Annotated in this window: 16 protein-coding genes; 10 read left to right on the top strand and 6 right to left on the bottom strand. The window is 64.5% G+C overall.

Annotation, left to right across the window (positions count from 1 at the left end; all coding sequences use genetic code 11):
* The first annotated feature begins 168 nt into the window (after positions 1-168).
* A complete protein-coding gene (locus ACVOLZ_RS02900) occupies positions 169-444 on the top strand; it encodes a YcgL domain-containing protein (RefSeq protein WP_481514940.1) in 276 nt (91 codons plus the stop codon).
* Entirely contained in the window at positions 437-3,778 is a 3,342-nt protein-coding gene (locus ACVOLZ_RS02895) for an ankyrin repeat domain-containing protein (RefSeq protein ID WP_481514939.1), read from the top strand. The genes ACVOLZ_RS02900 and ACVOLZ_RS02895 overlap by 8 nt, the downstream gene beginning before the upstream one ends.
* Positions 3,779-3,844: 66 nt before the next feature.
* Here the strand turns inward: ACVOLZ_RS02895 and ACVOLZ_RS02890 are convergent, their stop codons facing one another.
* Positions 3,845-4,273 carry a hypothetical protein gene (locus ACVOLZ_RS02890; protein WP_481514938.1) on the bottom strand — a complete coding sequence of 143 codons (429 nt, stop codon included), beginning with the start codon at positions 4,271-4,273 and terminating at the stop codon, positions 3,845-3,847.
* A gap of 143 nt (positions 4,274-4,416) precedes the next feature.
* Here ACVOLZ_RS02890 and ACVOLZ_RS02885 point away from each other — a divergent pair, with 143 nt between their 5' ends.
* The 4 genes from ACVOLZ_RS02885 to ACVOLZ_RS02870 all read left to right on the top strand — a co-directional run bounded on the left by ACVOLZ_RS02885 (position 4,417) and on the right by ACVOLZ_RS02870 (position 6,993).
* Positions 4,417-4,665 (top strand): hypothetical protein, encoded by a 249-nt coding sequence (locus ACVOLZ_RS02885; RefSeq protein WP_481514937.1) that lies wholly within the window; start codon positions 4,417-4,419, stop codon positions 4,663-4,665.
* A gap of 110 nt (positions 4,666-4,775) precedes the next feature.
* Positions 4,776-5,690, top strand: a complete 915-nt coding sequence (locus ACVOLZ_RS02880; RefSeq protein ID WP_481514936.1) for a bestrophin family protein — start codon at positions 4,776-4,778, stop codon at positions 5,688-5,690.
* Positions 5,691-5,720: 30 nt separating this feature from the next.
* The gene (hemB, locus tag ACVOLZ_RS02875) at positions 5,721-6,710 is read left to right on the top strand and encodes a porphobilinogen synthase (RefSeq protein WP_481514935.1); all 990 of its coding nucleotides are present in this window, start codon (positions 5,721-5,723) and stop codon (positions 6,708-6,710) included.
* Position 6,711: 1 nt separating this feature from the next.
* Positions 6,712-6,993 (top strand): SHOCT domain-containing protein, encoded by a 282-nt coding sequence (locus ACVOLZ_RS02870; protein ID WP_481514934.1) that lies wholly within the window; start codon positions 6,712-6,714, stop codon positions 6,991-6,993.
* A 166-nt stretch (positions 6,994-7,159) separates the two neighbouring features.
* On the opposite strand, the gene ACVOLZ_RS02865 is transcribed toward ACVOLZ_RS02870, so the two are convergent.
* Positions 7,160-8,038 carry a TolB-like protein gene (locus tag ACVOLZ_RS02865; protein ID WP_481514933.1) on the bottom strand — a complete coding sequence of 293 codons (879 nt, stop codon included), beginning with the start codon at positions 8,036-8,038 and terminating at the stop codon, positions 7,160-7,162.
* A gap of 52 nt (positions 8,039-8,090) precedes the next feature.
* On the opposite strand from ACVOLZ_RS02865, the gene aroE reads away from it, so the two are divergent.
* From aroE to ACVOLZ_RS02845, 4 genes are all read left to right on the top strand, one after another.
* A complete protein-coding gene (gene aroE, locus ACVOLZ_RS02860) occupies positions 8,091-8,939 on the top strand; it encodes a shikimate dehydrogenase (protein ID WP_481514932.1) in 849 nt (282 codons plus the stop codon).
* Positions 8,940-8,957: 18 nt separating this feature from the next.
* The gene (locus ACVOLZ_RS02855; protein ID WP_481514931.1) at positions 8,958-9,305 is read left to right on the top strand and encodes a hypothetical protein; all 348 of its coding nucleotides are present in this window, start codon (positions 8,958-8,960) and stop codon (positions 9,303-9,305) included.
* A gap of 74 nt (positions 9,306-9,379) precedes the next feature.
* A complete protein-coding gene (dinG, locus tag ACVOLZ_RS02850) occupies positions 9,380-11,479 on the top strand; it encodes an ATP-dependent DNA helicase DinG (protein WP_481514930.1) in 2,100 nt (699 codons plus the stop codon).
* Positions 11,480-11,550: 71 nt separating this feature from the next.
* Positions 11,551-11,979 (top strand): hypothetical protein, encoded by a 429-nt coding sequence (locus ACVOLZ_RS02845; RefSeq protein ID WP_481514929.1) that lies wholly within the window; start codon positions 11,551-11,553, stop codon positions 11,977-11,979.
* Positions 11,980-12,121: 142 nt separating this feature from the next.
* On the opposite strand, the gene ACVOLZ_RS02840 is transcribed toward ACVOLZ_RS02845, so the two are convergent.
* The 4 genes from ACVOLZ_RS02840 to hmpA form a co-directional block, all read right to left on the bottom strand.
* Entirely contained in the window at positions 12,122-12,787 is a 666-nt protein-coding gene (locus tag ACVOLZ_RS02840) for a LysE family translocator (protein ID WP_481514928.1), read from the bottom strand.
* Positions 12,788-12,790: 3 nt separating this feature from the next.
* Entirely contained in the window at positions 12,791-13,561 is a 771-nt protein-coding gene (locus ACVOLZ_RS02835; protein WP_481514927.1) for a 2OG-Fe(II) oxygenase, read from the bottom strand.
* 657 nt (positions 13,562-14,218) lie between these two features.
* Positions 14,219-14,599, bottom strand: coding sequence for a DUF1761 domain-containing protein (locus ACVOLZ_RS02830; protein ID WP_481514926.1), 381 nt, complete (start codon positions 14,597-14,599; stop codon positions 14,219-14,221).
* Between the two features lie 130 nt (positions 14,600-14,729).
* Positions 14,730-15,911: an NO-inducible flavohemoprotein gene (gene hmpA, locus ACVOLZ_RS02825; RefSeq protein WP_481514925.1), complete on the bottom strand. Its 1,182-nt coding sequence runs from the start codon at positions 15,909-15,911 to the stop codon at positions 14,730-14,732.
* Positions 15,912-16,114: the final 203 nt, after the last annotated feature.

Genomic DNA, 16,114 nt, shown 5'->3' with positions numbered 1-16,114 from the left:
GCGAGCGGATCCGGCAATCTGCAGATACAGGGTGCTCTCAACAAAGTCTTGATGTAAATGAACGTATAAAAGGCGGAGAACGACCGCGATCATTGGCTGTGCGCCTTTCAACAGCGCCAGATTTCCGACACAATCTCTGACTCCCAATGCAGGGCAAAGCCCGCTGGCATGCAAGCTTACGTCTATAAAAGCCAACGCAAGCAGGACACCTACGTGTACCTCGCCAAGCGTGATGATTTCGAAGTGATCCCGGCGGTGCTGGGTAACACATTGGCGCCTTATACCTTCGTGCTGGAGGTGGCGCTGACCCCTGAACGCCGTCTGGCCCAGGCCGACGTCGCGCTGGTGCGCGCCAACCTGGCCGAGCGCGGTTTCCACCTGCAGGCACCGCCGTTGCCGTTGGCACCGGTGAAGATCGCCCGCATCGACGGTCGCGATGACTGAAGCATTACGTAGCCGCGTTGTTGCCGCCGCGCTGGGCCTGGGGGTGTTGCTGACCCTGGCCACGGCGTTCGGTGGCGTGGCCGCGGCTGTGTGTGGAGTGCTGGCCCAGCCCGCCTACGCCTTGGCGGTGTCATGGTGGCGGCGCACCCGCACTGTGGCCCCGTCGCTGGCCGTATTCAAACGCGAACTGCCCGGCTTGTTGGGGCTGTGGGCTGGTGGCGCGGCGGTGGTTGCGGTACTGGTGTCCTGGCCGTTGGCGGCGCTGCACGACAGCGGCAGTCTGGCGGCGGTGTTGGCACTGAGCATCGCGGTCAGCGTGGCGCTGTTGGCGCTCTGGCGCACCTGGCCGCTATGGCAGGCGATGGAGCGCGAGGACAGCTCGCTGCGCACGCAATGGCAGGCCTTGAGTGGCCGCAGTATGGATTCCTGGCACGGTCTGGGTGCGGCAGCCGTGCTGCTGCTCCTGTGCGCGGCGATCGTCGCCGCAGCCTGGCCGGGCCTGGTTGGCAGCAGCCTGCGTTGGCCGCTGGCCATTGCCACGGCAATCGCAGCACCTTTGCTGCATCACCTGCTGCAGTCGATGCGCAGCGCACCGGTTGCCGGCGCTGGCAAGTCTAGTGGCGTACAACAACCCGCATTCGACCCGTTTGCTGAAGCGCTGGCCGAACCGGCCCCGCTGGAACCCATCGCCCAGCATGAGCTGGTGCCGCAGCTGTATGACGCCGCGCGCGGTGGCCGCATCGATCGCGCCCTGCAGTTGCTGGATGCCGGTGCCGATCCGCATGCAGCGGCTCCAGCTGAATCGCGCGACCAGCGCAGCCTGGCGGTGCTGGCAGCGGTGCTGCCTGACCTGCGCCTGCTGCGTGCGCTGATCAGCCGTGGCGTCGACGTCAACCAGGCGCACAAAGGCATGACCCCGCTGCTGGCGGCCACCCGTGACAGCTGGCACGGTCGCCCGGAAGCGGTGATGACCTTGCTGGCGAACGGCGCCGATCCGCGCACGCCCGATGCCGACGGCAATACGCCGTTGCATCACGCCGCGCGTAGTTCAGATCCGGGCGTTGCGGCCTTGCTACGCGATGCAGCTGCCGAGATCGACGCCCTCAACAACGATGGCCACAGCCCGCTGGCGGTGGCCTGCCAGGCCGGCAACTGGCGGCTGGGCAAGTTCCTGCTGGAACGTGGCGCCAAGGTCGAACCGGCCGACGGCGTACCGGTGCTGGTGCAGGCGGCAGCTACCGATGACGATGATCCGGCCGGCGTACAGCTGCTGCTCAAGCACAAGGCGCGGCTGGATGCGCGCGACCGTCAGCGCCGCAGTGCCCTGCACGAAGCCGCCTTGGCCGGTCACGTCGATATCGTTGAAACCCTGCTCAATGCCGGTGCCAATGTGGAGCCGCGTGATGCCGCCGGCCGCACGCCGTGGCTGGATGCCGCCTCGCAGGGCAATGCCGCGGTGCTGGAGCGCCTGTTGGCGCACAAACCTGACGTGCACGCCGTCGATGGCGAAGGCAGCAATGCCTTGCTGCTGGCCAGCCGCGCCGAACATGTGTCGGCGGCGTTGATCCGCCGCCTGTTGGATCTGGGTATTGCCGCCGATGTGGTCGGCAGCGATGGTCGTCGTGCCATCGAGCACGCCGCCTCGGCAGGCCGTTGGAGCATCGTCTCGTTGCTCGACCCGAGTTACCCGCTGCCAGCTGCGGTCAGCGATGCAGCCGCCAGCAACGCCGAAGGCGCTGATGGCGACGCCGTGCCGGTACTCAACGACCGCGCGCCGCTGGCCTTGCTGCGCGAGGCGCTGGTGTTCGGCAATGTCGATGGCATGACGCCCTTGGCCAAACTGTGTGCGGCCGAAGAACTGGGCGGCTTGTTGCATGATCCTGAGCTGGCCTTGCAGCCGCGCGTGGTTGATTGGCTGCTGGCGCAGGGCGCTGCGCCGGAAGTGCTCGACGCCTGTGCTGATACGCCGATGTTCGCGCTGCTGTCGCGCGGCGTCGATGCGATCCCGACCCTGCAGATACTGCTGCAGCGGGGCGTGTCGCCAGCCGGTCGCGGTGGCCTGACCCGCTTCCTTGCCGCCTGCGCCCAGCATGACCACGGCGCACGCAGCACCGAACAATTCGCGTTGGAGCTGCTGGAGCGTGGTGCTGATCCGTTTGCCGCTTCGCCGGCCGGTGATCCGGCGCTGTCGCTGGCAGTACGCCTGGGCTGGCTGAAGTTGCAGCAGCACCTGCTGCTCAATGGCGTCGACCGCGAGGCGCGCGACAGCCATGGCATGACCGCACTGCATCTGGCTACCGCCTTGGCACGCGAGTCCGCGCTCAAGCAGCTGGTGCTGCAGGGCGCATCGCCGGATGCACGCGCAGCCGATGGGCAGACGCCGTTGGGCGTTGCACTGTCCAGCGGTCGTCGTGACCTGGCTGACCTGCTCGATTGGCGTGGCTGGCAGCTGCCGCTGCGTGCATTGCGCGATGCCGACGTCGCGGCTGCGGCGATGGCCGGCGATGCCGATGCCGTGCGTCGCCTGCTCAATCTTGGTTTTGCCGTCGACGCCGTCGACGCGCAGGGCTGCACCGGCCTGCTGCGTGCGGCCGGCGGCGGTCATGCGGCGGTGGTGGATCTACTGCTGTCGCGCAGTGCCGACCCGCAGCACGCTGCTGCCAGTGGTGCCACGCCGTTGTCGGCGGCGGTGAGCATGCGCCAGACCACGATCGTGGCCGCCCTGCTTAATGCTGGCGCCAAGCTTGAACATCGTCTGCCCGGCGGTGTCACCGTATTGATGTTGTCTGCCGCCTTGGGCCTGCCGGATATCGCCGCGCGCCTGCTCACTGCAGGCGCCGACGTGCATGCCGGTGACGACCAGCAGCTTGCGCCGCTGCACTGCGCCGCGCTGTACGGTTTCACCTCGCGTGATCGCACCCGCTTGCTGGCCTTGCTGGACACCTTGCTGCTGGCCGGTGCTGAACCGGACCAGTCATCGGCTGGCACGGTAACACCGCTGCTGTTGCTGCTCGGCGCGCGCGCCGAACCGGGCACCGCCTGCGACGAGGCCGTGGTGCTGGCTGCGGTGGATCGTCTGCTCGACGAAGAGGTTTCGCTGGACGTACGTGACCCGCGTGGCTTCGGCCCCTTGCACCTGGCTGCACTGCACGGCCTGCCGCAAGTGGTACAGAGCCTGCTGCGTGCCGGTGCCGATCCGGAGATGCGTGATGCGATCAACCGCACCCCGCGCGACATCGCCATCATGCGTGGTTTCATCGATGTGGCCGGTGAGTTCGAGCCGGCGGTGCCGGGCGTATCGTCGATGGCCCGCTTCCTGCGCGATCACAGCTGATCGCTGCAGCACTCATGACAAGGGCGCCGAATGGCGCCCTTGTCATATCAAGCCCAGCAGGAAAACTTACTTGCCTGCGCCCGGCGGTACCCAGATCGCCACACCAGCGGCGCGCTTCTGCTGGGTGGGGATGCCGACGCTGAGGCCGCCGGCGGTGTGGCGGCCATAGCTGCCGGCACCAACCGACATGCCCACCGGCGAGCCGCCGGAGCCCACGCCCATCAGGATCACGCCGTTGGCGCCGAGTGCGGCGGCCTCGCGCTTGAGCCGGGCAATGGCCGCGTCGGTCTGGCCCTGGGTGCCGAAGCCAACCGCGCTGGAGCTTTCGAGCTGGGCGATCTCAACCGAGCCGGCCGGCGGCGTGGAATAGATCTGCACGCTGGCCGGGTCCACCGGCGCGCGGGCCTGACCCAGCATGACCTTGGAGGTACTGGCGCAGCCGCCCACAGCCAAGGCGACGCCAAGCGATAGTGCGATAGCGAGCGGAAGTTTCATGGTTTCACTCCCCGGTGATCGGTAATTGCGGATGATCCATGGCGCCGGCTGAATCTGTCGAGAACTTCCGGCCAGGCTGAGGGCCTTTTGCTCCACAGTCGTTCCCGGCTATCTTGCAGGCTGTACCTGGTGGAGGAAAGTACATGGGGCTGATCAGCCTGATTTGGGGCATTGTTGCCTTGCTATGGATGATTTTGGCGTTTATTCCGCTGCTGGGCTGGGGTAATTGGTTCCTGATCCCGTTTGCGGCCGTGGGCGCGATCATCGCCGCCATCGGCCTGCTGTTCACCCATGCCAGCAAGCGCGGCCGGGCCAAGACCGGTCTGCTGCTCAATGCCATTGTCATTGTCGTCGGGGTGATCCGGCTGAGCTTGGGCGGCGGCATCTTCTGAGCCGCAGATGGTTGGGGCCGGCGGGGTACAGCCGGGGGGCGTAAAATGGGCGCGCTGGCCGGAAGCTTTCCGGCGCCGTTGGCCCGTTGTGGGCACTGCAACGCTTCCCCATGATCATCCGCCCCCGTCCCACTGGCTGGCAGCTGCTGTACATCCTGCGCGGCTCCATCGTGCCGGCCATCGCCCCCAAGGTGCTGGCAATCGGCGTGCTGGCGGTGCTGGTGGCGGCGTTCAGCCGTAGCTGGCATCCGCTGGGTGGCAGTGGTCTGTCGGTGGTGCCGTTCACCCTGCTGGGGCTGGTGTTGTCGATCTTCCTGAGCTTCCGCAACAACGCCTGCCACGACCGTTGGTGGGAAGGCCGCAAGCTGTGGGGACAGCTGGTCATCGAATCACGCAGCTTCGCCCGTGAGGCTGCTGTGCTGCTTGCCGCCGAGCCGCAACTGCGCGAGCGCAGCACGCATCTGGTGATCGGCTTTGCCAGTGCCCTGGCCGCGCGCCTGCGTGGCCGTGATCAAGCCGCTGCCTGTGCAGCGTGGTTGCAGCCGGACCAGAACGAGGTGCTGGCGCGGCGCAATGTTCCCGATGGCGTGCTGAACCAGCTCGCCAGCGAGCTGGCCGTGCCGCTGCGCGAAGGCCGTCTGCATCCCTATCTCTACACCCAGTTCGAAGCGCGACTGCATGCCATGGCCAGCGTGCAGGCCGGCTGCGAGCGCATCTCCGGCACACCGCTGCCGTTCGCCTACACCTTGCTGTTGCACCGCTGTGCATGGCTGTTCTGCGTGCTGCTGCCGTTTGGTCTGGCCGGCGCGCTGGGCTGGGCCACGCCGGTGGTGTCGATGCTGCTGGCCTATGCCTTCTTCGGCCTGGACCAGCTCGGCGAGGAGATGGAAGACCCGTTCGGCACCGAACCCAACGACCTGCCGCTGGACGCCATGGTGCGTACCATCGAAATCGATCTGCTCGACGCCTTGGGCCAACGCCCGCTGCCCGAGCCGCTGCAGCCGCAGGGTTACCGGCTGCAGTAAGCCCCGTTTCCGGAATCAAGGAGTACCGCGATGATCCATCCCCAGTACCGCCCGCGGCGCATGCGCCACGATGAGTTCTCGCGCCGTTTGATGCGCGAAAACACGCTGACCAGCAACGACCTGATCTGGCCGGTGTTCGTGCATGAGTTGGAAGGGCGCGCCGCTGTTGCATCGATGCCGGGCGTGGACCGCATGTCCATTGACGAGTTGCTGCGTGAAGCCGAGCAGGCGCTGGAACTGGGCGTGCCGGTGATCGATCTGTTCCCGGTGATCGACGCGTCGCGCAAGTCGCTGGACGCGGCCGAAGCCTGGAACCCGGACGGCCTGGCACAGCGTGCGGTGCGCGCGTTGAAGCAGCGCTTCCCCGAGCTCGGCGTGATGACCGACGTTGCGCTGGACCCGTACACCACGCACGGCCAGGACGGCATCATTGATGACACCGGCTACGTACTCAACGACATCACCGTCGATGCGCTGGTCAAGCAATCGCTGTCGCATGCCGAAGCCGGCGTGGACATCATTTCGCCATCGGACATGATGGACGGCCGCATTGGTGCGATCCGTACCGCATTGGACGATGCCCGTCATATCAACGCGCGCATCATGGCCTACTCGGCCAAGTACGCCTCGGCCTTCTACGGCCCGTTCCGCGATGCGGTGGGCAGCTCGGGCAGCCTGGGCAAGGCCGACAAGAAGACCTACCAGATGGACCCGGCCAACAGCGACGAGGCCATGCGCGAGATCGCGCTGGACCTGGACGAAGGTGCGGACATGGTGATGGTCAAGCCTGGCATGCCCTACCTGGACATCGTGCGCCGGGTGAAGACCGAGTTCGGCGTGCCGACCTTCGCGTACCACGTCAGCGGCGAGTACGCGATGTTGAAGGCGGCCGCTGCCAATGGCTGGCTGGATGAACGCAAGTGCGTGATGGAGACCATGATCGGCTTCAAGCGCGCCGGCGCTGATGGTGTGCTGACCTATTACGCGCCGCAGATCGCGCGCTGGCTGAAGGAGGCTTGAGATGAATGTTCCCGGTCTTGAGGGTTACAACTGGGCGGTATGGCTGATTGGCGTACTGCTGTTTGCGGTGGCGATTGGCGTGTTCATCGCCGCCATCGTGCGTGCCGGCAAGCGCCCGCCGCAGCAGCATTCGGCGGCCGAGCGGCTGCAGCGCGAGGCAGCGCAGGGTGGCGGTGTGGATGCCAGGCTGCGTGAGCTGGAGCTGCGTAAGCAGGGCGGGCAGATTGGTGAGGCCGAATACGAAGCGCTGCGCGCTGCGGTGTTGGCTGGTACTAAAAGCTGAAGGCTAAGAGCTTTAGAGCAGAAGCACCCCTCCCCAACCCTCCCCTTGGCCTGCGGCCAAAGGGAGGGGGCTGATCCTGCGCGCTGCTAGATTGCCGGGTTGCAGCTTGTCTCCCTCCCTTTGGCCGTAGGCCAAGGGGAGGGTTGGGGAGGGGTGAGCTCTCGCCTCACCGGCACGAATCATCCCCATCAACCAGCGGCGCCTTCATCCGGTAAAGATCCATGCCGCCGGCCCGTGGCGAGCGCGCCTTGCCGCTGACCACCAGTTCTCCGGGCTTGTTGGCATCCAGCACCGCGCCCCGCGTATCGCCCTCAGCGCTGTTGAACGACAAGCCCAGCAGCGTCGCCTCAGCCCATTGCCCCTGCCGGCACTGCGACAGCCACAGTTGAGCACCGCCAGTCGAATTTGCACGGGCAAACACCACCCCACGGCCGTCGCCCAGCCAACTCGCATCCAACTCGTCGGCAGCAGTATTGATGCCGGCCAAGGCAGCCGGCGCGGCAAAGCCGTCACCTGCAGCGGGTGCACGCCAAAGATCCCAGCCGCCGTTGCCGCCAGTGCGATTGCTTGAAAACAACAGCCGGCCATCGTCGGCCAGCGCAGGTGAGCGCTCATCCTGCCTGCCGTTCACCGCCGGGCCCAGATTCTGCGGCTGACCCAGGCTGCCATCGGTCGCTACTGCCGCCCGATACAGATCAAAGCCGCCTTGGCCGCCTTTGCGGTTGGAGGCGAAGTACAGCCAACGGCCATCGGCGCTGAGAAAGGGATCGACCTCATCAGCGGCACTGTTCAAGGCCAGTGGCTGCGGCTCCATCCAGCGCTTGTCCTGCAGGGTCGCCTGCCACAGGTCCCAGCCGCCTGCGCCGCCCGCGCGGTTGCTGGCCCAGATGATGCGTTGCCCATCCGCCGACAAAGTGGCGCGGTTTTCATCTGCGCGGGTGGAAACTATCCCCATGCCTTCGATGCCAAACTCGGAAAGCGCCGAGGCAACAGGGCTAAAGGGTAAACTCAGGGTCAGCGCGAGCAGCAAATGACGGGTCCGCATACGGGTCCAGCAAGTAAAGTCGCGTCCAGTCTAGGTCATGCAGAGGATCACAATGAGCGCTCCACGCTACGCAGTTTTCGGCCAGCCCATAGCCCATTCGCAGTCGCCGCGCATCCAGTCCGCGTTCGGCAAGGCGCATGGCATCGCCGTGGATTACCGCGCTATCGAGGCCTCACCGGAAGGTTTCGTGGCCGCGCTGGAAGCCTTTGCTGCTGACGGCGGCGTGGGCGCCAATGTGACCCTGCCACACAAGGAAGCCGCGTTCGCGCTGTGCGCCACCACTACCTCGCGCGCGCATCGCGCTGGCGCGGTCAACACGCTGCTACGCAAGGGTGATCGCTGGCATGGCGACAATACCGACGGCATCGGCCTGGTGCGCGATCTCACCGGCCGTCACGGTCTGGACCTGCGCGGCCGCCGGGTGTTGCTGCTCGGCGCCGGTGGCGCCGCACGCGGTGTTGCACCGGCGCTGCTGGATGCCGGCATTCTCGAACTGATCGTGGTCAACCGTTCGCCCGAGCGCGCGGATGCGCTGGTCGATGCGATGAGTGAACCCGGCCGCGCCATCTCCGCGTACTGGGATGACCTGCGCGAACAGGGCGATTTCGAGCTGATCATCAATGCCACCTCGGCCGCGCGCGGCGAGGGCAGCGGTTTCAACCTGCCACTGTCGCTGGTCAACAGCATGACCACGGCGGTGGACCTGAACTACGGCGAGGCATCGATTCCGTTCCTGGCCTGGGCGCGTGCGGCAGGTTGCCGCAACAGCTTCGATGGCCTTGGCATGCTGGTCGAGCAGGCCGCCGAGAGCTTCCAGCAGTGGCATGGCATGCGCCCGGAGACCGATGCGATCTATGCCGAGCTGCGTGCTGGTGACGCGCTGTTGGTCACCGCGGACTGAGGCCGGCCAATGCAACCCATGGAATTGTTGAGCACCTTGTTGGTTTCCATCGGCTACCGCCTGCCGATTCTGATTGCCCTGGGCGTTGCCCTGGTGATGTTGCTCGACACCCCGCGCGGCAAGGTACGCAGCGTGGCCTTGTCGGCGCTGGCCTTGCTGCTGGTGGTCACCATGATTGGCGGCGTGCTGAGCGCCTTGCCCTTGCTGCTCGTCGCAGCTGGCAACTACAGCAGTGCGGGTTCGATGAATACGCTGCTGATGGTTGGCTACATCACGTTGTCGCTGATGGAAGCAGTGGGCTACATCATGCTGGCCTGGGCGCTGGTGCAGGCCCTGCGGCGGCCGCAGGCCCCCGGCAAACCCTGAGCCGGCAACGCATTCGGTGAATGCGGGCGGGTATGGGAAAATGCCCGCCTTGATTGAGCTGCGGGCAGGTTGGTGTGACGGAAAAAGTAGAGGCACCACGGGCGCTGACCGAGGACATCAAGAACGGCATCCGTGACGCTTACAGCAAGCTGCAGGCGAATACGCCGGGCTTCAGCACGCGCCGCTCGCAGAGCCAGATGATCGGCGTGGTGTCGCGCGCGCTGGGCACTGGCGGCGTGGGCGTGGTGGAAGCACCTACCGGCGTCGGCAAGAGCCTTGGCTATCTCACCGCTGGCGTTCCGATTGCCCTGGCCAGCAAGAAGAAGCTGGTGATCAGTACCGGCACCGTGGCCTTGCAGTCGCAGCTGGTCGAGCGCGACATCCCCAACTTCCTCAAGTCCACCGGCCTGCAGGCAACCGTTGCCCTGGCCAAGGGCCGCACCCGCTACCTGTGCACCCGCAATGCCGCCGAAGCGCAGGGTGAGGGCGTGCAGGAAGGCATGTTCGGCGACGACGTACAGCTCTACGACCGGCCACTGGCGCCGATTGAAATGGACGTTGCCGAAAAGCTGACCAAGGCCTTCATCGAAGGTCGCTGGAACGGCGACCTGGACAACGCGCCAGAGAACGTCACCCCAACCCTGCGCATGCGCATCACCACACCGGCCTCGGCCTGCGCCGGGCGTCGCTGTGCGTATTCGGCGCAATGCCCGGTGCTGCGTGCCCGCACTGAAGTGCGTGATGCGCAGATCATCGTCACCAACCACGCGCTGCTGTTGTCGGCGCTGTCCTTGGGCGACAGCGACAGCGGCCAGCCCCTGATCGCGCCGCCCGGCGAAATGCTGCTGGTGCTGGACGAAGGCCACCACATTGGCAATGTCGCCATCGACCAAGGCGCAGCCAACCTGCCGCTGGACGACATGGCCAAGCGTACCGGTCGCCTGCAGATCCTGATTGCCGGCGCCTACCGTGCGGTGGACAAGGACAAGATCGGCAACCTGTTGCCGAACGAAGCCATCGACGTGGCCTCGCGTGTGAGCAAACTGCTGAAGGCGTTCCGCGACGAGATCGGCAATGTCTGGATTCCGCAGCCCGATGACCGCGAGCCGATGTGGCGCGCTGCCAACGGCCGCCTGCCTGAATCCTGGCGCCAGCCCATCGAAGTATTGGCCGACGAAACCCGCACCCTGCTCAATTGGGCAACGGCGGCGGCCTCGGCGGTGGCCAAGGGCAAGCAGGACGATCCAGCGGTCGAACGCCTGCAGCGCAACCTGGGCATGGCCCAGGAAATGGTCGAGCAGCAGTACAACCTGTGGGCCGGCTGGCGCCGCGAGGACAAGGAAGGGCAGCCGCCGATCGCGCGCTGGGTGACGATGCCGCGCGATGGCGACTACATCCTGCACTGCTCGCCGGTATCGGCGGCGATGGTGCTGCGCAAGCTGCTATGGGATGAAGTGGACTCGGTGGTGATGACCTCGGCGACGCTGACCGGTGGCGGCGATTTCCAGTCGCTGGCGATCGACAACGGCATTCCCGAGGAAGCAGAGATGGTGTCGCTGGCCTCACCGTTCGACCTGCCGAACCAGGCTGAACTGATTGTGCCGCAGTTCCCGGTGACGCCGGATGACCGTGAGCGCCATCCCAGGGAAGTAGCCAAGTATCTGGCCGCTGAGTTGGATTGGGACAAGGGCAGCATGGTCCTGTTCACCTCACGCTGGAAGATGGAGAAGGTGGCCGAGCTGATGCCGGCGACGCTGCGCAAGAAGATCCTTGTACAGGGCGACGGTGCCAAGCAGAAGATGATCGACCAGCACATCAAGCGCACCAGTGAGGGCGAGGGTTCGGTGTTGTTTGGCTTGAATTCGTTTGGTGAAGGTCTGGACTTGCCGGGCGAGGCCTGCACCACGGTGGTGATCACCCAGGTGCCGTTTGCGGTGCCAACCGACCCGCAGACCTCGACGCTGAGCGAGTGGTTCGAGAGCCGTGGCCTGAACTCGTTCAACCTGATTGCGATCCCGCATGCGCTGCGCACCTTGACCCAGTTTTCCGGGCGTTTGATCCGTACCTCGACCGATACCGGGCGGGTGATCATCCTGGATTCGCGCTTGCTGACGCGCAGGTATGGCAAGCGGATCATTGATTCCCTGCCGCCGTTCAAGCGGGTGATTGGCTGAGGTAGCTCCTTGCTGGCACATCCGATCACCAACCCGTAAAGTTCGCCGCCTTCTCTCCAGTAAACGCAGCCATGGCTACTCCTTCTGCAACCTTCCCTTGGGCACAGCAGCTGCAGCGTCTGCAGCAGCGCGATGGCGCGTTGGCGCTGTTGGGAACGCACGCGATGTTCGTTATCGAAGGTGAGGCGCTGACTGCGGCAGGTTCGGCGCTGGAGCAGCTGTTGTTGGCGGGTGAGAGCCAGCTCAGGGCGGACAATGACGTGAGTCTGGTTGCTGATGAACTGCGCCGTTACCAGAAGTTCGCGCCGCCGGGTCGGCCATCCGTGCAGATCGTGCAGCTGCGTCGGCAGCAGTCGGCGGTGCAGCAGGCGCAGCGGGTCGCGCGTCAGGCGTTCATTCGCAATGCTGATGGCTTTGCGCGGGCCATCGCCCTTGATGTGCCGCAGAAACTGGGTGTGGTGGAAACGGTGATGCGCTGGTTGCGAGTGAACCTGATCTAGTTTGCCTTCTGTTCGGGGGCAGTGGAGTCCGGGACGGGTCAACCTGCCCGGGCTTTTCGTTTGTGGCCGGGGCAGGGAACTTCGTCCTTCGACAGCGCGGGCAGCTGTTTGGAACCACGCACTCCTGCATGCCAGGGGCAGATCACTGACCGACGAGCAACGGCAGGCTGCCGGCCACCTCCCACAGCAGGCGCCCGGCGAAAACAAGGAAAACCAGGGCCATTACACCTTCCAGCCAGCCGCCCATGCGCAGGAACCGGTCGCGTACCGCCTGCTGGGTAAACAGCACACTTACCAGCACGAACCAGCCCGCATTGACCAGGCACATCCAGATCCCATAGAGCACCTGGACCTTCAATGGCGTTCCGGCGCTGACCACCGTGGTGAAGATCGCGAGGAAGAACAGTGTGGCCTTGGGGTTGGTCGCATTGGTGATGAAGCCAAGCAAAAAGGACCTGCGCCAGCCCAGTGCGGAAGCGGCGCCGGCATCGTCGAGCTTTGCAGCGGAGCTGGAACGTCCAGCACTGCGAAGGAATGAGAACACCAGATAGAGAAGGTAGGTCGCGCCGAGCATCCTGGTCGCGGTCATCAACAGTGCATTGGCGTGCAGCAGCGCCCCGACGCCGAGCAGTGTGTAGAGGACATGCACGGAAATGCCGGCGCCGATGCCGATTGCCACCTGCACCCCCGCCCATCTGCCGTGCCTGACACTTTGCCGCACGGTGACGGCAAAGTCGGGGCCGGGTGCAACGACTGCCAACAGATGAATGAGTGCCAGCGATACGAATTCGTGGAAATGGTTGCTCACCCATCAGCTCCAGAACGTCAAAGGGCTGGCCACGCCGCGGTAGCCGACAAAGCAGGACAGGCTCAAACGTGGCTTGTCCGATCCGGGTGTGACAGCGTGCATGTGGCGTGAATTGAACAGGACAAGGTCGCCCTCCTCGGGCTGGATCTGCAGTGTGGGTTTACCGAGGAGTGATGGATCTATGCCGTAGCTGTCGCCGCGCATGTCATCAAACTCCGCAGCGGAGATCACCGACTGCCAGATACGCAGTCCGCCGCCATCTGTCGGCATGGTGAGGTAGATATTTGCCGCCAGTTGCGAGGCAAGGCTGTGCGAGCGGAAGGTCTCGGGGGCATCTTTCGCGAGGATGTCGTGGTGGGCGAGGAACTCCACCCCAGGTTGGACGATCCGTGACAGGCCGACATACGCCTTGCGTCCATACAGATGCTCGAGTTGGGCGCCGGCAGGCCAGATTTCATCCAGCGTGCAGCGAAGCACATCTATGGGTGAGGCGTATGGCATGCATCGCTTGCGGAGCGCATCGATATTGTCCAGCGCTGTGTCGAAATAGGTGCCGAGGCGGGCAGGAATGTTTTCTGCCTCGTACAACGCCATGCCTATCCTGCCGATATCGGGCGCATTGACGTAGCTGTCGAATCCGTGCCCGAGGATGCGCTGGCCAAGCCTCACCGCGGTTTTCCTTGGGATGAACTGCTTTACTTGTACTGCCAGAACCTCTTCGTACACCGCCTTCGCCAGCACGGCATCATCGAGTCGATCAGTTTTGATGAACAAATTTCTTCCTTGAAATGTTAGGCGTGTGTGTCACTGAGGATTCCACTCCGGCAATGGTGCTGGCGCCTGAAAACCTGCCAGAAGACTGCCTCCATCGGCTTTGGCGCGCCTTGCTTGCTGTCAAAGATGCGGGGGGCTCGGCGCATGTATGCCGACGCCAGCAGGGTTGAGGCGTGCCGAAGCGCGGTTACGTAGAACACAGCGCTCGTTCAACCGTTGCTTGGTTGTCGGATCTGTCGGTAGTTGAAGTCGCTTGAGCGCGCTGTCGAGCGTCAGTGCAGAAGGCGAGGGAATTCTTGCCCGAGAGATTCAAGGTGGCAAATTCTGTTTCTACATATGGAGCAGGTTTTCGAAATGAAGGTCGTCATCGGCAATGATGTGGCAACCTGGATGTTTCTTGCCTGCGTTCTTCCGTGGCTCTCTTGCGTAGCGAAGGAACCAACGAAAAGAATCCGAAGGGCGATGTGCAGTGATGCACGTCCCTCCGTTGGGGTTTTGTCGATCAGATCCGTTGTTGCGAAAGGGCAGCCGCATTTCAAGAGCCGCAGCAATTGCAACTGCAAAAGCTACCCCTCCCCAACCCTCCCCTGCGCTTTGCGCAAAGGAGGGGGCTGGAGCAACAGCAACAGCAACAGCAACGTCACTGCTGCTACAGGCTTAGTGCCATAGCCCCAGGATCAGGCCGAACAGCACGAACTGTGCGGTGTGATAACCGCCGTCGATTGCCCACAGTTTTCCGCTGCGCTGGGCGAACTGGTAGTTGATGCCGAAGCTGGCCGCGACCATGCCGAAGCCGGCAACCAAGCCACACAGCAAGGCCTTGTGCAGCTCCGGCTGCGGGCCGACAAACCAGGCGAAAGCGAACGCCGCCACCAGCGAAAAAACAAACGCTACGCCGAATACCTTGCCCGGATGTCCCTGCGGTACTTCGCCACCGTTCTCGCGGTTCCAGGCGCGGCCGAACAGGACCGGTGAATACCACAGCCCGCCCAGCAGGAAACTCGATACAGCGGCCAGCACCACGGCATAAACGTTCATGCGTATCCCCTGAGTAGTGAGCGATGCCGCATCCTAGCGCTGTCGCATGCGCTTGCGTAGCCATGACAAAAAGGAGGCCGGCGGGTTTCCCCGCCGGGCTCCTACCTCGCACACTTTGCTATGACGCGGCTCAGGCTTCCAACGCTGCAGCCGGGCCAAAGAACTCGTAGCGGCTCTGTGCTTCCGGCACGCCTACATCACGCAGCAGCTTCTTCACCTGCGCCATGAACGGCTTCGGGCCGAGGAAGTAGGCGTCCATATCGCGCTCGGCCGGCAACCACTGCTCCAGCAGTTCACGGCTGAGGAAACCCTCGGCGTCGCCCGCATCACCCGGCAGCGCTTCGCTGTAGCAGGTGTAGCTGTGCAGCTGCGGATGCTGCTTCTGCTTGTCGGCGATGAACTCGCGGAAGGCATGCACCTGGCCGTTGCGGGCGCAATGGATGAAATGCACCTGGCGGCCGCTGGCCAGCGCCTGCTCCAGCATCGGCAGGGTCGGGGTGATGCCGACGCCACCGCTGATGAAGGCGACTGGACGCTCGCTGGCAACGAGGGTGAAATCACCGGCCGGGGCGAACAGCTCCAGCGTGTCGCCGACCTGCACGCTGTCGTGCAGATGGTTGGACACCTTGCCGTTGCCTTCGCGCTTGACGCTGATGCGGTAGCCGACGCCATTGGCGGCGCGCGACAAGGAATAGTTGCGGCGGGTTTCTTCGCCGTCGAGCTCCAGCTTCATACCGATGTACTGGCCTGGCTGGAAATCCACCACTGCGCCGCCGTCGGCCGGTACCAGGTGGAAGGAGGTGATTTCTGCGCTTTCGGGCACCTTCTCGGCAACGCGGAAAGTGCGTGCACCGCGCCAGCCACCCGGGGCTTTCTCATTGGCCGCGTACACCTCTTCTTCGGCGCCGATCAGCAGGTCAGCCAGCATCTGGTAGGCGGCGCCCCAGGCATCGATGATTTCGTCGGTGGCAATGTCCGGGCCGAGTACTTCGCGGATCGAGGCCAGCAGGTGGTGGCCAACGATCGGGTAGTGCTCCGGCAGGATCTGCAGGGCAACATGCTTGTTGACGATCTGCCCCACCAGCGGACCCAGTGCTTCCAGGCGGTCGATGTGCTTGGCGTACATGAGCACCGAGTTGGCCAGCGCACGCGGTTGGTCGCCGCTGCTTTGGTGCGAGGGGTTGAATAGCGGGCGCGCGACGTCGCTCTGGCTCAGCATCCGCCCATAGAAATGCTTGGTCAGCGCTTCGCCGCCAGTTTCCAGCAAAGGGACGGTGGCTTTGATCAGGTCGCGTTGGGTGGGGCTGAGCATGGTGCGAACTATCCGGCTTCGGGGGTAGTTCCATGTTCCGCGCAGCGGGCCTGCTTTCTCGATGACAAAAATCAAGCGGCCGCGCGATTGTAGTGGGGGGCCAAGCTCGGCAAGGGCTTTACGGTGCAACGAAAATTATTTCCGAGCCCAGCCCGGCCTGAGAAATAAAGGGGCACCCCCCCCCCCCGCCCCGGGCCGCCCGA

Source organism: Stenotrophomonas sp. STEN020, assembly GCF_056760195.1.
The sequence above is the reverse complement of the archived record's forward strand: the minus strand, read 5'-3'. Positions and strand labels throughout refer to the sequence as shown.